Genomic DNA, 19313 nt, shown 5'->3' with positions numbered 1-19313 from the left:
TCGGTCTTGCGTTTCCGACTCTATCAGATCTTTTCTCGACCCGATTTCCTCGGTGCTTTCCAGGTTTCCGCTCTCGCGTTTCCCTTTCCGGCGATTCCGACTCTATCAGATCCTCGCGGTGTCTGATTCCCAGTCAGAGGGGGTTGTCCTCGCGGCTTGCGGGCCGTTCCGACGAGTGAGACTTTAGCGGATTCCCGGCTCCCGAGCTAATCGGGGGCCGCGTCCTTTCGAACACGGATTCCTCATTTCGCAAATGCGCACGCCAAAGCGATCCGACGCATGAACGTCGACGATTGAGTGGGCCTTGCGGAATGGCTGTCCGGGGACCGACCGGGGTCGGTGCTCACGTCGGACAACTCGGAGAACACTACGTATCCGGGTGAGGCGTGTCAACCTCTCCCCTCCAGTTCACTCCAGGGCGTACGGTGGGTTCCATGACTACGCGTACGTGCACCCAGCTTTGGTGGGCCGCCTGACGGCGGCCGTACTCACGTATGCATCCAACGGCCGCCGCTTCGGCGGCCGTTCTCGTATCTCCTCCGGACTCCGGGGGCCGGCCGCAGAAGCGGCGGCTCCGATCAGGAGACGGAGTAGAGATGACACGGGTCTTCAGCGGGATTCAGCCGACCGGGCATCTGACGCTGGGCAACTACCTGGGGGCCATGCGGCGCTGGGTCGAGACCGACCAGCACCGGGCCGACTCCCTGTTCTGCGTCGTGGATCTGCACGCGCTGACCGTGGACCACGATCCGGCGCGGGTGTGCAGGCTCAGCCGGCAGACGGCGACGCTGATGCTGGCCGCCGGGCTCGATCCCGAGGTGTGCACCGTGTTCCTGCAGAGCCATGTCGACGAGCACACGAGACTCTCGTACCTGCTGGAGTGCGTGGCGACCGACGGTGAGATGCGGCGGATGATCCAGTACAAGGAGAAGGCCGCGCGGGAGCAGGCGCGCGGTGGCAGCGTGCGGCTGTCTCTGCTGACGTATCCGGTGCTGATGGCGGCGGACATCATGGCGTACGGCGCGGACGAGGTGCCGGTCGGGGACGACCAGTTCCAGCACGTCGAGCTGGCGCGCGATCTGGCGGTGCGGTTCAACCAGCGGTACGGGCACACGTTCGTCGTGCCGAAGGCGACGCGGCCGGGGGTCGCGGCGCGGGTGATGAACCTGCAGAGCCCGGCGTCGAAGATGGGGAAGTCGGACGCCTCGGGTCTGGGCGTCGTCTATCTCCTCGACGAGCCGGACGTCGTACGCAAGAAGGTCATGCGGGCCGTGACGGACAGCGGCCGGGAGGTCTCGTACGACCGTGAGGGGCGGCCCGGGGTCGCCAATCTGCTGGAGATTCTCGCTGCGTGCACGGACGGGAACCCTGAGTCACTGGCGGACGTTTACCCCTCGTACGGCGCTTTGAAGAAGGACACCGCGGAGGCGGTGGTGGAGGTTCTGAAGCCCGTGCAGGCCAGGCACAGGGAGTTGTGCGCGGATCCCGCGTATGTGGAGGAGGTGCTCCGGGATGGTGCGGAGAAGGCTCGGGCGGTGGCGCGGCCGACCGTCGATACGGCCTATCGGGCGATCGGGCTGCTGCCTGCCGCCCCGGAGCCCGCGCTGAGCGCGGTGCGGTAGGCACGGCGGCGGGCGGTGCGGCAGGCAGTGCGATAGGCGGTGCGTGTCCGGGGGCGGCCGGTGCGTCGTGGGTCGCCCCCGGAGACGAGGGGTCAGTCCTTCTTGTCAGTCTTGCCGGTCTTGTCAGTCCTTCTTGCCGGAGGCCAGCTCGCGGCTGCGGTCGCGGGCGGCTTCGAGGGCGGCGATGAGGGCGGCGCGGACGCCGTGGTTCTCCAGTTCGCGGATGGCGTTGATCGTGGTGCCGGCCGGGGAGGTGACGTTCTCGCGGAGCTTGACGGGGTGCTCGCCGCTGTCGCGGAGCATCACGGCGGCGCCGATGGCGGACTGGACGATGAGGTCGTGGGCCTTGTCGCGGGGCAGGCCGAGCAGGATGCCGGCGTCGGTCATGGCCTCGACCAGGTAGAAGAAGTAGGCCGGGCCGGAGCCGGAGAGTGCGGTGCAGGCGTCCTGCTGGCTCTCCGGGACGCGGAGGGTCTTGCCGACGGCGCCGAAGATCGCCTCGGCATGCGCGACGTGCGCCTCGGTGGCGTGGGTGCCGGCGGAGATGACGGACATGGCCTCGTCGACGAGGGCGGGCGTGTTCGTCATGACACGGACGACCGGGGTGCCCGAGGCGAGGCGCTCCTCGAAGAAGGAGGTGGGGATACCGGCGGCTCCGCTGATGACCAGGCGGTCGGCGGGCACGTGCGGGGCGAGTTCGTCCAGGAGGGTGCCCATGTCCTGCGGCTTGACCGTGAGGATCAGGGTGTCGGCGGTCTTGGCGGCCTCGGTGTTGGTGACCGGGGTGACTCCGTGGCGGGTGCGGAGTTCTTCGGCGCGCTCGGGGCGGCGGGCGGTGACCAGGAGGTCCGCCGGGGCCCAGCCGGCCCGGATCATTCCGCTGAGCAGGGCTTCGCCGATCTTGCCGGTGCCGAGGACTGCGACTTTCTGGCTCATGCGGTTCAGTCTGGCACCGGCGGTGCGGTGGGCGTGTCGGCTGTCCGGTGGGCGGAACGTCCGTCGGCCGGCGGGGTGGGTCCGGGCCGGAGCGTGGTCACCGCGTGCGCCGCCGCAGGGTCGCCGCGCCGAGGACGAGGACCAGGACGGCACAGCCGGCCACGATCAGGGCGTCCTTGACGAAGGTGGCTGTCATGTCGGTGTGGTGGAGGACCTCGTTCATGCCGTCGACGGCGTACGACATGGGGAGGACGTCGGAGATGGCCTTCAGGACGGGGTGCATGTCGGAGCGGGGTGTGAAGAGGCCGCAGAGGAGGAGCTGGGGAAAGATCACGGCGGGCATGAACTGGACCGCCTGGAATTCCGAGGCCGCGAAGGCCGAGACGAAGAGACCGAGGGCCGTGCCGAGGAGGGCGTCGAGGAGGGCGACGAGCAGGAGGAGCCAGGGGGACCCGGTGACGTCGAGGCCGAGGAACCAGACCGAGAGTCCGGTGGCGAGGGCGGACTGGACGATGGCGAGCGCGCCGAAGGCGAGGGCGTAGCCGGCGATGAGATCGGCCTTGCCGAGGGGCATTGCGAGGAGGCGTTCGAGGGTGCCCGAGGTGCGTTCGCGCAGGGTGGCGATGGAGGTGACCAGGAACATCGTGATCAGCGGGAAGATGCCGAGCAGCGAGGCGCCGATGCTGTCGAAGGTGCGCGGGCTGGCGTCGAAGACGTAGCGCAGCAGGATCAGCATCAGGCAGGGGACGAGGATCATCAGCGCGATGGTCCGCGGGTCGTGGCGGAGCTGGCGCAGGACGCGGGCGGCGGTGGCGGTGGTGCGGGAGGCGTTCAGCACGCCGGTGGGCGCGGCGGGGGCTTCGTGCACGGTGGCGGTCGTCGTGGTCGTCGCGCTCATCGGGTCGTCGTCTCCTTGGTGCGGTCCGCGGCGGTGGCTTCGTCCACGAGGCGGAGGAAGGCGGCCTCGACGGTGTCGCTGCCGGTGCGGGTCCGCAGGGCTTCGGGGGTGTCGTCGGCGAGGATCCGGCCCTCGCGCATGAGGAGGAGGCGGTGGCAGCGCTCGGCCTCGTCCATGACGTGGGAGGAGACGAGGAGGGTGGCGCCGCGGGTGGCGGCGATGTCGTGGAAGAGGTTCCACAGGTCGCGGCGCAGGACGGGGTCGAGGCCGACGGTCGGCTCGTCGAGGACGAGGAGTTCGGGCGTGCCGAGGAGGGCGACGGCGAGGGAGACGCGGCTTCGCTGGCCGCCGGAGAGGTTGCCGGCGAGCGCGTCGGCGTGGCTGGTGAGGTCGACGTCGGCGATGGCCTGGGTGGCGTGCTGGTGGCGGCGTTCGCCGGCGGCCCGTCCGGGGTCGAGGATCGCGGCGAAGTACTCGAGGTTCTGGCGGACGGTCAGGTCGTCGTAGACGGAGGGGGCTTGGGTGACGTAGCCGATGCGGCTGCGCAGGGTGGGGTGGCCGGCGGGGCGGCCGAGGACGTCGAGGGTGCCGGTGACCTTGGCCTGGGTGCCGACGACGGAGCGCATCAGTGTGGACTTGCCGCAGCCGGAGGGGCCGAGCAGGCCGGTGATCTGGCCGCGCGGGACGGTGAATCGGAGGTCGTGGAGGACGGTGTGGGGGCCGCGGACGACGGTGAGGTCCTCCGCGTGGACGGCGGTGAGGTTCTCCGCGTGGACGGCGGTGAGGTTCTCCGCGTGGTCGGCGTCCGGAGCCGGTGGGCGGGACGGCTCGGGCACATAATTCATCATGCGATGAATAATCGTCCCGGGGGTCGTCGCCGTCAAGTGGCGGCGGTCGCTGTGCCGTACACGAGAACGGCGGCCCGGGTGGGAACCGGGCCGCCGCTGTCGGGGGTGGGCTGTGGGGGTGGGGCGAGGGTTGGAGGGTGGGGGTGCAGGTGCGGGTGCGGGTGCGTGCGGGATCAGGGGTTGGTCGCCACGAGCAGCAGCACGTCGTACGTCTCCTCGACGAAGCCGTCCGGGAAGGCCCGCGTCAGATGGCCGCGCTCCTGCTCCAGGAAGGCGGTCCGTCGCTCCTCGGGAGTGACGAGGAGGAAGGAGTGGCTGCCGACGTTGGCGAGGTGGGTGTCGATCGGGACGCGACGGCTCCAGCGGACCTCGCCGCTGGTGAAGCGGAGCCGACCGCTGGGGTCGGCGTGCTCGGTGTGGGCGGTGTGCTCGGCGTCCTTGCGCCGTTCGGCGGCGAAGCCGAGGCCGAAGAAGCGGCCCGCACGCGCCTGGGCGTCGGCAATCCACTCGACGTCGCGGGGAGTGGTGTTCCACCACAGCGCCAGCGCGCCGCCCGGCCGCAGCACCCGCAGCGCCTCCGGTACCGACCGCGCCGGGTCGGTCCAGTGCCAGGCCTGGGCGTAGGTGAGGAAGTCCGCGCTGTCGTCGGCCAGGGGCAGGGCGTTGCCGTTGCCGTGGACGAGCGGGATGTGCGGCAGCGCGCGGCGGAACTCGGCCGCCATGCCCTCGCCGGGCTCGACCGCGAGAACCTCGGCGCCACGCTCGTGCAGCAGGGCGGTGGCGATACCGGTGCCCGCGCCGACGTCCACGACCCGGGCGCCGGCGAGGGGACGCCCGGACAGTTCCTCGACGGCGTCGAAGAGGGCGGGCGGGTAGGCGGGGCGGTTCGCGGCGTACTGGGCCGCGGCGGCGTTGAAGGAGTGGGCGCGGAGAGAGTGCGGTGGCTGGGGGTCCTCGGAGTGGCCGGAATGCTCAGGTGCGGCTGGCGATACGGTCATGAGCCCATGGTGCGCCGGGGCGGCGGCGGGGACGAGCGGGTTTTTGATCTCTTTGGGCGCGATCCGTGGCTCGCGGGCGGTGTGTTCGCGGGCAGCCTCTGTCGTCGCGGTGGCGACGGTACGGTGAGCCGGTCGGTCCTTGATCCGGTGGGCGGGGTGCCCGCTCGGGCGGTGACGGAGGGGCAGGGGCATGAGCGAGCGGGGCGGGGACGCGGTGGTCGTGGTTCCGGTCGGCCGATTGGTCGGGGGGCGTGCCGAGGTGCGGGACGACGAGTGGGGCGCGGTCCACGCGGTCATCCGCGTCGACGGTGAGCGGTTCACGGCGGACGCGCTGGCCGGTCTTGACGACTTCTCCCATCTGGAGGTGGTCTACCACTTCGACCGGGTGCCGGAGGAGAAGATCGAGACGGGGGCCCGGCATCCGCGCGGCAACACGACTGGCCGCTGGTCGGCGTCTTCGCCCAGCGCGGCAAGAACCGGCCCAACCGTCTCGGCGTCTCCCGTTGCCGCGTGCTCAGGGTGGACGGCCTCGACATCCACGTGGCGGGACTCGACGCGGTGGACGGCACACCGGTGCTGGACATCAAGCCGTACATGACCGAGTTCGGCCCGCAGGGCGGCGAGACCCGCCAGCCGGAATGGTCGACGGAGCTTATGCGCAGCTACTACTGACCGACCGACCCCACATACGGGCGCACGCCGGCCAGCCGGCCGGGACCTGCATCGGGCAGGACCGGTGCCGGGCAGGACCTGTGCCGGGCAGCCCGGAACAGGAGGGCCGGAGTCGCGCCCGCCCGTCCCCGGACCCGGCCTGGCCTGGGCCGATGTCGTGCGCCCCAGGCCCGGCCCTCCGGATCAACGCCCGGCAACCCGAACCAACGGCCGGCATTCCAGAACCACACCCGGTCATCCGGACCCATGGCAGGCGACCCGAACCGGTGTCCGGCAGCCCAGACCCACACCCGGCGATTCCAAGGCCCACGCCCGGAGTTCCAAATCCACGGCCGGCATCCCGGATCCACGGCCGGCATCCCAGATCCACACCCGCTCATCCGGACCCACGGCAGGCGACCCGAACCCGTGCCCAGCGACCCGGGCCCACGCCCGGCGTCCAAGGCTCGCACCCGGTCATCCGGACCCATGCCCTGCGCCCGAACCCACAGGCCGGCATCCCAGACCCACACCCTGACCTCCGGGTCCACGCCCGGAAGCTCGAACTCACGCCCAGTTGCCCAGATCCCCGCCCGGCGGCGACGACCCACGCCGGGGGTCCCGGCCCTACCGGCCTACCGACGCCCCGGACCTACCCGGGCCCAAGCCCAAGTCCCACCCGGCCCAAGGCCACCGAGCTACTGGGCTACCGGGCTACCGGGCTACCGGGCTACCGGGCTACCGGTTCCGTTTTCTCTTTGAGGGGTTGCCCGTGCGGCGGGAAGTGCGGCGGGCGAATTCCTCGCGGGCGGTTTCGTATTCGGTGCGGTGGAGTTTCTCGCCAGGGGCCTCGGTGAGGGAGCGGAAGAAGTAGGCGAGGAGGGAGCCGATGAAGCCGATGGCGAGGAGGCCGCGCAGGGAGGCCTGGCGTTCGGGGTCGTGGCGCTTGGCGAAGCCTTCCCAGGTGTTGCGGAAGGCGAGCGCGCTGCAGATCGCGAACATGGCGACGATCAGCACGCTCACGAGGGAACCGGTGCCGGCGATCTGGAGGCCGTCGTAGGCGAAGCGCAGGATCAGGCAGGAGGCGACGGCCGCGGCGAGGGAGCCGACGGCGACGCCGGCGCGGCGGGCCGGGTAGCCGTTGTCGTGGTTCACCCAGGTGGTGCCGAAGAAGCGGAGGGGCTCGGGGCGGGGGCCGCCGCCCGGGGAGCCCGCCGAGGTGTCCGGGGTGCCGGTTTCGTCGCTCACGGGACGATTATGGCGCCGGTCGGCGGCGGGCTCCTCGTGGGGTCGCCCGCGAGGGTCAGCCGCAGCGCGCGGCGATGTAGCCGTCGCTGCCCGTCTGGACGTAGGCGTCGGCGACGTACTCGCCGTTGTTGATGTTGTCCCAGATCTTCGACGTGCCGTACGGGCCCGTCACGGTGGTGCCCGGTGCCTGGCAGTAGATCGGGACCTTGGCGCCGTAGGGCAGGAGGCGGACGATGTTGTAGGAGGTGCCGGGGCCGCTGCGGACGTTCAGGCGGACGCCGGGGGCCACGTCGTAGTAGCGCGTGCCCGGTACCCCGCCCGTCGCCTGCGCCGCGGCGGTGCTCACCGGTTCCGCGACCTCTTCGACCCCTGCGGCCTCCTCGGCCTCCGCGGCCACTGCGGCCACTGCGGCCACTGCGGCCACTGCGGCCACTGCGGCCACTGCGGCCTCCGCGGCATTCTCTGCGACTCGCTCGACGGACATGACGTGTCTCCCCCTGACGGCCCCTCGGTTGGTCGGGGCCTCGTCGCTTCCCCTGGATCCGAGTCGCGGAACACGTGTGCGCGACTCGCACGCGGAGGTTAGCAAGCCGCCTCTGTCCTGTACGAGTCATCGACTAGGCTCCGTGCGTCGCGCGCGCGGTCGAACAGCACGGGGGTTGGTTCATGGCGCCACAGCGCAACACCGGAGCGGGCGCGGAAGCGGAACTTCCCGAGTACGCCGGTCACTACCGTCTTGAGTCATGCCTGGGTTCGGGCGGCATGGGCGTGGTCCAACTGGCGCGCAGCCCTTCGGGGATGAAGCTCGCGGTGAAGGTCGTACACGCGGAGTTCGCCCGGGATCCCGAGTTCCGGGGCCGTTTCCGGCAGGAGGTGGCGGCCGCGCGGCGGGTGAGCGGTGCCTTCACGGCGCCGGTCGTGGATGCCGATCCGGAGGCCGAACGGCCGTGGATGGCCACGCTGTTCATTCCCGGTCCGACGCTCTCCGAGCAGGTGAAGCGGAACGGGCCCATGTCCGCCGGGCAGTTGCGCCGGTTGATGGCGGGGCTCGCCGAGGCGTTGCGCGACATCCACCGGGTGGGTGTGGTGCACCGGGATCTCAAGCCGAGCAACGTGCTGCTGGCGGAGGACGGGCCGAAGGTCATCGACTTCGGCATCTCCCGGCCCAAGGACAGTGAACTGCGGACCGAGACGGGCAAGTTGATCGGCACTCCGCCCTTCATGGCCCCGGAGCAGTTCCGGCGGCCACGGGAGGTGGGGCCGGCGGCGGACGTGTTCGCGCTGGGTTCGGTGCTGGTGCACGCGGCGACCGGCCGCGGGCCGTTCGACTCGGACAGTCCGTACGTCGTCGCCTATCAGGTGGTGCACGACGAGCCGGATCTGACCGGGGTGCCGGAGAGTCTGGCGCCGCTGGTGCTGCGCTGTCTGGCCAAGGATCCCGATCAGCGGCCGACTCCGGACGAACTGATGCGCGAACTGCGGTCGGTGGCGGCCTCGTACGACACGCAGGCGTTCATACCGGCGCAGCGCAAAGCCCAGCCGGCCGACCCGGAACCCCGTGCGGAGAGCGACGACCCGGGACCCCGTGCGGAGGACGACGACCCGAAGTCCCGAGCCCCGAGGTCCCGAGCCTCGAAGTCCCGCGACCCGCAGTCCCGTACCCCGGGCTCCCGAGCCCTGGGCTCCCGCGCCCTGCGCGCCCGTTCCGGAGAGTCCGCGCCCGCGAAGCGCGAGCGTGTGCGCAGGAAGGCGGTGCTGGGTGCCGGCGCGCTCGGCCTCGGCCTCGTCGGCGTGCTGGCGGCGGTGCAGTTCGCCGGTGACGGCCCCGCGCCCGCGTCGTCCCGTGCGTCGACGCCCCGGGCCGACGGGCCCTGGGCCGTGAAGGCCGCGCCCGGGGGCAGCGGAATGCCGCAGTGCTCGTACGGGGGCGGGCAGTTGCTGTGCGCGCGGTCGGGCGTGGTGTACGCGCTGTCACCCACCGACGGCTCGCAGCTGTGGCGGCACTCGGCGGCCGTGCAGGACATGAGCGGGGCGCCGGTTCTCGCGGGCGGCCTCGTGCAGCCGCACACCGGCGGAGGCGCCCGGCTGTCGGCGCTGCGGCCGGCCTCCGGCGAGGAGGTCTGGAGCCACGCGGTGCCGGCGGGCACGCAGGTCCGGTACGTCGGCGGTACGGCCCTGCTCACGGGCGCCGACGGAACCGTCACCGCGCTGGACGCCGCCTCGGGCAGCACCCGGTGGAGCCATCCGGTCGGCGGGCTCGTCGCACCGTCCTTCACCTCCTTCCCGGGCGACCCGCTGGCCTACGCGACCAACACCTCGGGCGACGGGTCGCGGACGCTCGTGACCGCGGTGGACCCGGAGACGGGGCTGGTGCGGTGGCAGGAGTGGCTGAGCGGGACCCTCAGGCCCGTCGGTTCCGCGGGCGGTGCCGTCGTCCTCCTCTCCGTCGACCAGGTCTACGGCACGGCGAGGGCGGTCGTCCGTTTCACCCCTGGGACCGGGGTCACGCACCGGGTGGACCTCCCGGTGGCCCTGGACGGCGCCCAGGCCGCCGTGCGCGGGGACACCGTCTACCTGCTGGCCGCCGGGGGCCTGCTGCAGGCCGTGGACATGGCGGACCTGCGGCTCACGTGGCGTCTGGAGACGTCGGTGAGCCGTGGTTCGCCGCCCGTCGCGGACGGCCGGCACGTGTACTTCACCGCGAGCGACGGACGGCTCCTCGCCGTCGACGCGCACGACGGGACGCTCGTCGGGCAGACCCGGGCACGTCTGGGCGCGCGGGCCACCCGGGTGATGGGAGCGCCGCCCGCGCCGCTGCTCGGCGACGGCCGCGTCTACGCCACCGCCCCCGACGGCACCGTCTTCGCCGTGAACGGACGTGACCCCGCAGCCTGGTGACATGCGAAGGGGCCGCCTCCGGACGGAGACGGCCCCTGGAGGTCGCCGGCAGCGGGCAGGCGTACCCGAGTGGGTGCGTACCTGGGTGCGTACCCGCAGGTGTGTACCCGCAGGTGTGTACCCGCAGGTGTGTACCCGCGAGTGCGGGCGGTCAGCCCAGCTTGGTCACGTCGCGGACGGCGCCCTTGTCCGCGCTGGTCGCCATCGCCGCGTAGGCCCGCAGCGCCGCCGTCACCTTGCGCTCGCGGTTCTTCGGCGCGTACACGCCGCCCAGGGCCTGCTCGCGGCGGGCCAGTTCGGCGTCGTCGACGAGGAGTTCGACGGCGCGGCCGGGGATGTCGATGCGGATGCGGTCGCCGTCCTGGACCAGGGCGATGGTGCCGCCGGAGGCCGCCTCGGGGGAGGCGTGCCCGATGGAGAGGCCGGAGGTGCCGCCGGAGAAGCGGCCGTCGGTGATCAGGGCGCAGGTCTTGCCGAGGCCGCGGCCCTTCAGATACGAGGTCGGGTAGAGCATCTCCTGCATGCCGGGGCCGCCCTTGGGGCCCTCGTAGCGGATGACGACGACGTCGCCGTCCTTGACCTCCTGGGTGAGGATCCGCCGGACGGCCTCCTCCTGGGACTCGCAGACGACCGCCGGGCCCTCGAAGGTCCAGATGGACTCGTCGACGCCGGCCGTCTTCACCACGCAGCCGTCGACGGCCAGGTTGCCCTTGAGGACCGCGAGGCCGCCGTCCTTGGAGTAGGCGTGCTCGGCGGAGCGGATGCAGCCGCCCTCGGCGTCGTCGTCCAGGGTGTCCCAGCGCTCGGACTGGGAGAAGGCTTCGGCGGAGCGGACGCAGCCCGGGGCCGCGTGCCACAGCTCGACGGCCTCCGAGGACGGGGAGCCGCCGCGCACGTCCCAGGTCTTCAGCCAGTCGGAGAGGGAGGGGCTGTGGACGGCGTGCACGTCCTCGTTCAGCAGGCCCGCGCGGTGCAGTTCGCCGAGGAGGGCGGGGATGCCGCCGGCGCGGTGCACGTCCTCCATGTAGTAGGTGCGGTTCTTCGCGACGTTCGGCGCCACCTTGGCGAGGCAGGGCACGCGGCGCGAGACGGCGTCGATCTCCTCCAGGCCGAACGGGACGCCGGCCTCCTGGGCGGCGGCCAGCAGGTGCAGGATCGTGTTGGTGGAGCCGCCCATGGCGATGTCGAGCGCCATCGCGTTCTCGAAGGCCTGGAAGGTGGCGATGTTGAGCGGGAGGGCGGACTCGTCGTCCTGCTCGTAGTAGCGGCGGGTGAGGTCCATGACCGTGCGGGCCGCGTCCTCGTACAGGGCCTTGCGGGCCGTGTGCGTGGCGAGGACGGAGCCGTTGCCGGGCAGGGAGAGGCCGATGGCCTCGGTCAGGCAGTTCATCGAGTTGGCGGTGAACATGCCGGAACAGCTGCCGCAGGTCGGGCAGGCGTTCTCCTCGATACGGGCGATGTCCTCGTCGGAGATCTTGTCGTTGACGGCGTCGGAGATCGCGTCGACCAGGTCGAGGGTGCGGACCGTGCCGTCGACCAGCGTGGCCCGGCCGGACTCCATCGGGCCGCCGGAGACGAAGACGGTGGGGATGTTGAGGCGCAGTGCGGCCATCAGCATGCCCGGGGTGATCTTGTCGCAGTTGGAGATGCAGACCAGGGCGTCGGCGCAGTGGGCCTCGACCATGTACTCCACCGAGTCCGCGATCAGGTCGCGGGAGGGCAGGGAGTACAGCATGCCGCCGTGGCCCATGGCGATGCCGTCGTCGACCGCGATCGTGTTGAACTCGCGCGGGATGCCGCCGGCCTCCTTGATCGCCTCGCTGACGATGCGGCCGACCGGCTGGAGGTGGGTGTGGCCCGGCACGAACTCGGTGAAGGAGTTGGCGACCGCGATGATCGGCTTCCGGCCGATGTCCGCGCCCGGTACACCGGAGGCGCGCATAAGGGCGCGGGCGCCCGCCATGTTGCGGCCGTGGGTGACTGTGCGGGACCTCAGCTCGGGCATCGTCGCTCGCTCCTTCAGTGACTGCGATCAGAGACTGCGATCAGAGACTTCTGACTGTTGTCGAGCGTACGCCGGTCATCCAGGTGTCGGGACGCTGTGTCCGAAATGCGGGACGGGTGTCTCGCGGGAAGGGCCGGGAGAGGGGGTGGGCGGGAAAGTGGGGTCGGGCGTCAGTCGCCCGTCAGATGCCCCTGCACCACCGGCGCCACCCGCGCGATGATCTGCTCCAGGTCCGCCGATGCCAGCGGCTCCAGCTTGATCACGTAACGCATCATCGCCGTACCCACGATCTGCGCGGCGGCCAGCTCGGCCCGCAGTTCCGCGTCCGGCAGGTCCACCTGGGCGGCGATCCGGCGCAGCAGCTGGGTGGCGACGAGGCGGCGGAAGACGGCGGCGGCCGTCTCGTTGTTCACCGCGGACCGCAGGATCGCGAGGAGGGGCGCACGGGTCGTGGGGTTCTCCCAGACGCCGAAGACGAAGCGGGTCAGCCGCTCCCCCACCGCGTCCATCGGCCCCTCGGCCACCGCCCCGGGCGCGTCGAGCGCGGGCGCGAAGGCGACCGCGATGGCCGCCTCGAAGATCTGTTCCTTGGTGCCGAAGTAGTGGTGGACGAGCGCCGAGTCGACGCCGGCGGACTTGGCGATGCCGCGTACGGACGTCTTCTCGTAGCCGCGCTCGGAGAACTCCTCGCGGGCCGCGGCGAGGATGCGGTCGCGGGTGTCGGCGGACTCGGTGCGCGGGGGCCGGCCCCGTCGGCGTGCCGTGGCCCCGGTCATCGGCGGGGCACCTCCACCGCGGACGCCAGGTGCTTGCGGGTGAACTCGAGGGCCTCGGCGAGGTCGGCCTCGCGCTCGGCACTCGCCATGGCCCGCCGGGTGTTGACCTCGATGACGACATGGCCGTCGAAGCCGGTGAGCGCGAGCCGCTCCAGCACCTCGGCGCAGGGCTGGGTGCCGCGCCCCGGGACCAGGTGCTCGTCCTTGGCGGAGCCCCGGCCGTCGGCGAGGTGGACGTGGCCGAGGCGGTCGCCCATGCGGTCAATCATGTCCATGGCGTCCGTACGGGCGGTCGCCGCGTGGCTCAGGTCGATCGTGAAGTGCCGGTAGTCGTCCTTGGTGACGTCCCACTCGGGCGCGTAGGCGAGCATCTCGCGGTCGCGGTAGCGCCAGGGGTACATGTTCTCGACGGCGAACCGTACGTCGGTCTCGTTCGCCATCCGCCACATCCCGTCCACGAAGTCGCGGGCGTACTGGCGCTGCCAGCGGAAGGGCGGGTGGACGACGACGGTCGAGGCGCCCAGCTTCTCGGCGGCGGCCTGGGCGCGCTGGAGCTTGACCCAGGGGTCGGTGGACCACACCCGCTGCGTGATCAGCAGACAGGGGGCGTGGACGGCGAGGATCGGGACGCCGTGGTAGTCGGACAGGCGGCGCAGGGCCTCGACGTCCTGGCTGACGGGGTCGGTCCACACCATGACCTCGACGCCGTCGTAGCCGAGGCGCGCCGCGATCTCGAACGCCGTCGCCGTCGACTCCGGGTACACGGAGGCGGTCGACAGCGCGATGCGCACGTCCTTCGGTTCAGCCACGTCCGTCACCTTACGGGGTCGGGTGGTACGGGTGCGGGGTGCCGGTTCGCCGTTGTGAGATGGGTCATTTCGGGGGTCGGGGGCGGAGGGGAGGGAGCGGGTGGGGGATGTGGGAGGGGCCTGGTTACGCCGAACCCATGTGATCGAGGCGCCGCAGGATCACGCCCTCCCTCAGGGCCCACGGGCAGACCTCCAGCTTCTCGATGCCGAAGAGGTCCATCGCACCCTCGGCCACCAGGGCGCCCGCCAGTATCTGGCCGGACCGCCCCTCGGAGACGCCGGGGAGGTCGGCGCGCTGGTCGGCGGTCATGCCGGACAGGCGCGGGACCCAGGCCTCCAGGGACTCGCGCTTGAGTTCGCGCTGCACGTAGAGGCCGTCGGCGGTGCGGGCGGCGCCGGCGATGCGGGCCAGCTGCTTGAAGGTCTTGGAGGTGGCGACCACGTGGTCGGGGGCGCCGAAGCGCTTGAACTCGCCGACCGTGCGGGCGATCTCCGCGCGGACGTGACGGCGCAGCGCGCGGACGTCCTCGGGGGCGGGCGGGTCGCCGGGCAGCCAGCCGGCGGTGAGCCGGCCCGCGCCGAGCGAGAGGGAGACGGCGGCGTCCGGTTCCTCGTCGATGCCGTAGGCGATCTCCAGGGAGCCGCCGCCGATGTCCAGGACCAGCAGCCGTCCGGCGGACCAGCCGAACCAGCGGCGGACGGCGAGGAAGGTGAGCCGGGCCTCCTCGGGCCCGCTGAGGACCTGGAGCCGTACGCCGGTCTCGGCCTCCACGCACGCGAGGACCTCGTCGGCGTTGGTGGCCTCGCGGACGGCGGAGGTGGCGAACGGGAGCAGGTCCTCGACGCCCTTGTCCTCGGCGGCCTGGAGCGCGTCCCGTACGACGTCGATCAGCTTGTGGATGCCCGTGTCGTCGATGGCGCCGCTGTCGTCGAGGAGCTGGGCGAGCCGTAGTTCGGCCTTGTGCGAATGCGCGGGCAGCGGGCGCGCGCCGGGGTGGGCGTCCACCACCAGCAGATGCACCGTGTTGGAACCCACGTCCAGGACACCGAGTCTCATGTACGGAACGCTACTGCCACAACCTCCGTGCTCGGTCCCCGGAGCGGCGCCGGGCCACTTACCCTGGACACGTGCCAAAGACGAAAAAGGCGAAGGACCAGAAGGACGCCAAGGCTGGCAAGTCGGACAAGGCGACCAGATCCTCCAAGGGGACGAAGGATTCTTCGCAGGCGAAGGCGTCGACGTCCACGAAGGCCCCGAAGGTGAGCGACGAGAAGGGGCTCGACTTCGCGCGGGCATGGGTGGAGTTCCCTGATCCGGCGGACGACGAGCAGGTCTTCCGCTGCGATCTGACATGGCTCACCTCTCGCTGGAACTGCATCTTCGGCAGCGGCTGCCAGGGTATTCAGGCCGGCCGCGCGGACGACGGGTGCTGCACGCTGGGGGCGCACTTCTCGGACGAGGACGACGAGAAGCGGGTGGCCGAGCACGTGGCACGGCTCACCCCGGAGATCTGGCAGCACCACGACGAGGGCACGCGCGGCGGCTGGATCTCGCAGGACGAGGACGGCGACCGGCAGACCCGCCCCTTCCAGGGCTCCTGCATCTTCCAGAACCGTCCCGGCTTCGCCGGGGGCGCGGGCTGCTCGCTGCACATCCTGGCGCTCAAGGAGGGCCGCGAGCCGCTGGAGACCAAGCCGGACGTGTGCTGGCAGCTGCCGATCCGGCGGACGTACGACTGGATCGACCGCCCCGACGACACGCGCGTCCTGCAGATCTCCATCGGTGAGTACGACCGCCGGGGCTGGGGTCCGGGCGGCCACGACCTGCACTGGTGGTGCACCTCGGCGACGTCGGCGCACGGCGCGGGCGATCCGGTGTACGTGTCCTACCGGGCGGAGCTGACCGAGCTGATGGGCAAGGCGGGGTACGACCGGCTGGTCGAGTTGTGCGAGGCGCGACTGGCGTCGCAGCTGCCGCTTTTCGCTCCGCATCCGGCTGATCCGCGTCCGGCTGATCTGCTTACGGCTGATCCGCGTCCGGCCGATGCGGAGTCGGTCGACCCGGAGTCGGTCGGCTGAGGTCGGCTCCGCCCGCCCTCCCCCTGGCTCTTCTCCCAGCTGCCCGAAAGCTCTTCTCCTAGCTGTCCGAAGGGCTCGGGGTGTCGGTGTCGCTCGGAGGCTGAGAGGAACTCGGCGGGTCGGACGGGGCCGACTCCGAGGGGCTGGGGGTCGGGTCCGTCGGGGACGGGGATCCGCTGGTCGGCGGGGTGGTGGGGGGTGTGGTCGAGGGGGTCGGGTCGGGGGTGCCGGAGGGGGAGGCCGGTGGGGTCGTCGGTGAGGTCGGTGGCCCGGCAGGCGCCGTTCCGTAGCCGTCGATGGTGACGACAGCGCCGGCCGGGGAGAGCGCGATCTGGGCGTGCCAGTGGCCGGCGGGCTCGCGCAGGTGGTCGACGTACACCTTGATCGTCAACGTGTCGCCGGGGGCGAGGGTTCCCGAGGACTGGCTGAGGTAGAGCCAGGACGCCGAGGTGGTCGCGGACCAGCGCACCGGTGCGGAGCCGGACGCGGTGAGGGTGATCAGTGTGGTGTCGCCGTCGTGGCCGGCGCCGACGTCGAGCTGTCCCCCGCCCTTCGCGCCGGTTCCGGTGACGCTGACGACCTCCACGGAGACGTCCGCCTTGCCGTTCCTGCTGAAGCGCGAGCCGGGTCGCACGCTGGCGTTGCCCGCGTTCTCGTAGCCGCCCGCCGCGTCGCCGCCGAGTGCGTCGGGGCTCTTCGCCTCGCGCGCGGTGGCGGAACGGCCGTCCGCGTCGGTGACGGGTCCGCCCCGGTAGGCGGCCCAGAGGGCGAGGACGGGGGCGGCGACGACGGTGGCCACGACGGTCGTGGTGACGGCACGCGCGCGGAGCCGGTCGCGCCGGGCCGCGCGGTCCTTGGGGTCCATCGGAAAACCACGCCGGTCGAAACGCGGCACGGCGGCGCCCCGCGCGCGCGAGTGGTGCGCGAGGGCGGAGTGCAGGGCCGCGCGCGGGGCCTCCAGGACGGGCAGCTCGGCCGGGGTGACCGTGGCACCGGGCCAGCTGCCGGACACCGCGCGCTCGGCGGTGCGGCGGCAGCGCGGGCAGTCGTCGACGTGCCGGACCAGCTCGCGGCGCAGGGCCGCGCTGAGGACCAGCCGACTGTCGCCGGTGAGGTGGGCCACGCTCGGACAGCCCCCGGTCTCGACGACGGCGAGGGCGGCCCGGGTGCGCTCGACCTCGCACGCGGCAGAGGCCAGCAGCTCGCGCGCGACGGCCGGCTCCATGCCGAGCACGGCGGCGACCTCGTCCGCCGCGAGGTGGTGGCGGACGGCCAGTTCCAGGGCCTCGCGCTGCTCGGGGGTGGTGCCGGCCGCCTCCGGCCAGGCGAGCAGGGCGAGTTCGCGGCGCCGCCGCTCCTGGACCTCCTGGACCTCCTGGACCTCCTGGACCTCCGGGGTGACGGGCGGATCCGGCGCCTGTCGCGTGGCCGTGGAACGGGCCGCCGCGGAACGACCGTCTGCGGAACGACCGTCCGCGGAACGGCCCTCCACAGAGCGACCCGCCAGGGAACGGCCCGGCGCGGAACGGCCCGCCGCATGGGTGGCCTGACGTTTCTGCTTGGCCTGGGCGAGCCCGCGCAGGCACGCCCAGCGGGCCAGCGCGTACAGCCAGGCCCTCCGGTCGGCCGCGGCCTGCGGGACGCGCTGCCCGCGCCGCTCGGCGAGCGCGAGGACGTCCCGGAGGGCGACGGTGGCGGCGTCGTGGTCGCACAGCACCGACAGGCAGTAGGTGAACAGGCCGTCCAGGTACGGTTCGTAGCGCGCCGACGGCCGCTGGGCGAGGGTGCGTGCGGCGGCGCGGTCGCGCGCCTCCCGGTGCGCCCGGTGCGCGCCGGTGGTGCGGGTCGAGGTCTCCGGACTGCTGCTCATCACCTGTGCGACCGTAGGCGGCGGCGATGCGCCCCTTGCTGCACCTTGAGCACTTTTAATCCGTACGGGTGAAACGATCCCTCATAAGGGGACAGGAACCCTTCAATCCATGGCTCGAACCCGACGGGTCATGGCCGGTACCGGAGCACTCAGGGCTATGCGCATGCGCCCCGGGCGGGCGTTGTCAGTGGTCCGGGCTACGGTTTCCGCATGGCTGCCCGTACCAAGACCACCAAGGACCGACCGTCCTACCGCTGCACCGAGTGCGGCTGGCAGACGGCCAAGTGGCTCGGCCGCTGCCCCGAGTGCCAGGCCTGGGGCACGATCGAGGAGTACGGCGCGCCCGCGGTGCGCACGACGGCGCCGGGCCGGGTCACCAGCTCCGCGCTGCCCATCGGCCAGGTCGACGGCAGCCAGGCCACCGCCCGCACGACCGGCGTGCCGGAGCTGGACCGGGTGCTCGGCGGCGGTCTCGTACCCGGCGCGGTCGTCCTGCTCGCGGGCGAGCCCGGGGTCGGCAAGTCCACCCTGCTGCTGGACGTGGCGGCCAAGTCCGCGAGCGAGGAGCACCGCACCCTCTATGTCACCGGCGAGGAGTCGGCGAGCCAGGTGCGGCTGCGCGCCGACCGCATCGGCGCCCTCGACGACAACCTGTACCTGGCCGCCGAGACCGATCTGGCCGCCGTCCTCGGACACTTGGACGCGGTCAAGCCGTCCCTGCTGATCCTCGACTCGGTGCAGACCGTCGCCTCCCCGGAGATCGACGGCGCGCCCGGCGGCATGGCCCAGGTCAGAGAGGTCGCCGGGGCCCTCATCCGTGCCTCCAAGGAACGCGGCATGTCCACCCTCCTCGTGGGCCACGTCACCAAGGACGGCGCGATCGCCGGTCCCCGCCTGCTGGAGCACCTGGTCGACGTCGTCCTGCACTTCGAGGGCGACCGGCACGCGCGCCTGCGCCTGGTGCGCGGCGTGAAGAACCGCTACGGCGCCACGGACGAGGTCGGCTGCTTCGAGCTGCACGACGAGGGCATCACCGGACTCACCGACCCCAGCGGGCTCTTCCTGACCCGGCGTGACGAGCCCGTCCCCGGCACCTGCCTGACCGTCACCCTGGAGGGCCGCCGCCCGCTGGTCGCCGAGGTGCAGGCGCTGACCGTGGACACCCAGATCCCCTCCCCCCGCCGGACCACCTCGGGCCTGGAGACCTCCCGGGTGTCGATGATGCTCGCGGTGCTGGAGCAGCGCGGGCGGATCAGCGCGCTCGGCAAGCGGGACATCTACTCGGCGACGGTGGGCGGTGTGAAGCTGTCCGAGCCGGCCGCCGACCTCGCGATCGCCCTCGCCCTCGCCTCGGCCGCCAGCGACACCCCACTGCCGAAGAATCTCGTCGCGATCGGCGAGGTGGGTCTCGCGGGCGAGGTGAGACGGGTCACGGGCGTGCAGCGCAGGCTCTCCGAGGCGCACCGGCTGGGCTTCACGCACGCGCTGGTGCCGGGCGATCCGGGCAAGGTCCCGCCCGGGATGAAGGTCCTGGAAGTCGCCGACATAGGGGACGCGCTCAGGGTGCTGCCGCGCTCGCGTCGCCGAGAGGCCCCACGGGAGGCGGAGGACCGCCGGTAGACTTTGCGCAGGTCTCGCCCGTCCGTACGAACCGAGTGCGGGACGGGAGCGCGTC

15 protein-coding genes and 1 pseudogene are annotated in these 19313 nt (G+C 72.1%); 5 read left to right on the top strand and 11 right to left on the bottom strand.

The genetic code is table 11. The annotated features are described in order from the left end of the window. Positions 1-596: 596 nt before the first annotated feature. On the top strand, positions 597-1622 hold the full coding sequence (gene trpS, locus ACGFYV_RS16325) for a tryptophan--tRNA ligase (protein WP_393879027.1): 1026 nt from the start codon (positions 597-599) through the stop codon (positions 1620-1622). 123 nt (positions 1623-1745) lie between these two features. Here the strand turns inward: trpS and proC are convergent, their stop codons facing one another. The 4 genes from proC to ACGFYV_RS16305 form a co-directional block, all read right to left on the bottom strand. After that, on the bottom strand, positions 1746-2558 hold the full coding sequence (gene proC / locus ACGFYV_RS16320; protein WP_393879026.1) for a pyrroline-5-carboxylate reductase: 813 nt from the start codon (positions 2556-2558) through the stop codon (positions 1746-1748). A 97-nt stretch (positions 2559-2655) separates the two neighbouring features. Then, on the bottom strand, positions 2656-3456 hold the full coding sequence (locus ACGFYV_RS16315; RefSeq protein WP_393879025.1) for an ABC transporter permease: 801 nt from the start codon (positions 3454-3456) through the stop codon (positions 2656-2658). Continuing rightward, entirely contained in the window at positions 3453-4304 is an 852-nt protein-coding gene (locus ACGFYV_RS16310; RefSeq protein ID WP_393879024.1) for an ABC transporter ATP-binding protein, read from the bottom strand. The genes ACGFYV_RS16315 and ACGFYV_RS16310 overlap by 4 nt, the downstream gene beginning before the upstream one ends. A gap of 173 nt (positions 4305-4477) precedes the next feature. After that, entirely contained in the window at positions 4478-5302 is an 825-nt protein-coding gene (locus ACGFYV_RS16305) for a class I SAM-dependent methyltransferase (RefSeq protein WP_393879023.1), read from the bottom strand. Positions 5303-5492: 190 nt separating this feature from the next. On the opposite strand from ACGFYV_RS16305, the pseudogene ACGFYV_RS16300 reads away from it, so the two are divergent. Continuing rightward, positions 5493-5974, top strand: a pseudogene (locus ACGFYV_RS16300) (SAM-dependent methyltransferase). Positions 5975-6691: 717 nt separating this feature from the next. Here ACGFYV_RS16300 and ACGFYV_RS16295 read toward each other — a convergent pair. After that, positions 6692-7201: an EamA/RhaT family transporter gene (locus ACGFYV_RS16295; RefSeq protein WP_393879022.1), complete on the bottom strand. Its 510-nt coding sequence runs from the start codon at positions 7199-7201 to the stop codon at positions 6692-6694. Between the two features lie 55 nt (positions 7202-7256). Further along, positions 7257-7547: an SH3 domain-containing protein gene (locus tag ACGFYV_RS16290; RefSeq protein WP_393879041.1), complete on the bottom strand. Its 291-nt coding sequence runs from the start codon at positions 7545-7547 to the stop codon at positions 7257-7259. A gap of 320 nt (positions 7548-7867) precedes the next feature. Between ACGFYV_RS16290 and ACGFYV_RS16285 the strand changes: the two genes are divergently transcribed. After that, a complete protein-coding gene (locus ACGFYV_RS16285; RefSeq protein ID WP_393879021.1) occupies positions 7868-10099 on the top strand; it encodes a serine/threonine-protein kinase in 2232 nt (743 codons plus the stop codon). Positions 10100-10250: 151 nt separating this feature from the next. On the opposite strand, the gene ilvD is transcribed toward ACGFYV_RS16285, so the two are convergent. The 4 genes from ilvD to ACGFYV_RS16265 form a co-directional block, all read right to left on the bottom strand. Continuing rightward, complete coding sequence (ilvD, locus tag ACGFYV_RS16280; RefSeq protein ID WP_393879020.1) at positions 10251-12104, bottom strand: dihydroxy-acid dehydratase; 1854 nt, start codon at positions 12102-12104, stop codon at positions 10251-10253. 170 nt (positions 12105-12274) lie between these two features. Next, positions 12275-12880 (bottom strand): TetR family transcriptional regulator, encoded by a 606-nt coding sequence (locus ACGFYV_RS16275; RefSeq protein ID WP_393879019.1) that lies wholly within the window; start codon positions 12878-12880, stop codon positions 12275-12277. Then, on the bottom strand, positions 12877-13698 hold the full coding sequence (locus ACGFYV_RS16270; protein WP_393879018.1) for a sugar phosphate isomerase/epimerase family protein: 822 nt from the start codon (positions 13696-13698) through the stop codon (positions 12877-12879). Before ACGFYV_RS16270 ends, ACGFYV_RS16275 begins: the two co-directional genes overlap by 4 nt. Before the next feature lie 115 nt (positions 13699-13813). Continuing rightward, complete coding sequence (locus ACGFYV_RS16265) at positions 13814-14746, bottom strand: Ppx/GppA family phosphatase (RefSeq protein ID WP_393879017.1); 933 nt, start codon at positions 14744-14746, stop codon at positions 13814-13816. Positions 14747-14817: 71 nt separating this feature from the next. On the opposite strand from ACGFYV_RS16265, the gene ACGFYV_RS16260 reads away from it, so the two are divergent. Then, positions 14818-15768 (top strand): hypothetical protein, encoded by a 951-nt coding sequence (locus tag ACGFYV_RS16260; RefSeq protein WP_393879016.1) that lies wholly within the window; start codon positions 14818-14820, stop codon positions 15766-15768. Between the two features lie 58 nt (positions 15769-15826). Here the strand turns inward: ACGFYV_RS16260 and ACGFYV_RS16255 are convergent, their stop codons facing one another. Then, positions 15827-17641 carry a hypothetical protein gene (locus ACGFYV_RS16255; protein ID WP_393879015.1) on the bottom strand — a complete coding sequence of 605 codons (1815 nt, stop codon included), beginning with the start codon at positions 17639-17641 and terminating at the stop codon, positions 15827-15829. Between the two features lie 207 nt (positions 17642-17848). Between ACGFYV_RS16255 and radA the strand changes: the two genes are divergently transcribed. Further along, the gene (radA, locus tag ACGFYV_RS16250) at positions 17849-19258 is read left to right on the top strand and encodes a DNA repair protein RadA (RefSeq protein WP_393879014.1); all 1410 of its coding nucleotides are present in this window, start codon (positions 17849-17851) and stop codon (positions 19256-19258) included. Positions 19259-19313 lie beyond the last annotated feature (55 nt).

Source organism: Streptomyces sp. NPDC048297 (assembly GCF_043201585.1).
Classification (GTDB): domain Bacteria; phylum Actinomycetota; class Actinomycetes; order Streptomycetales; family Streptomycetaceae; genus Streptomyces.
This window is presented reverse-complemented; position numbering and strand designations above follow the sequence as displayed.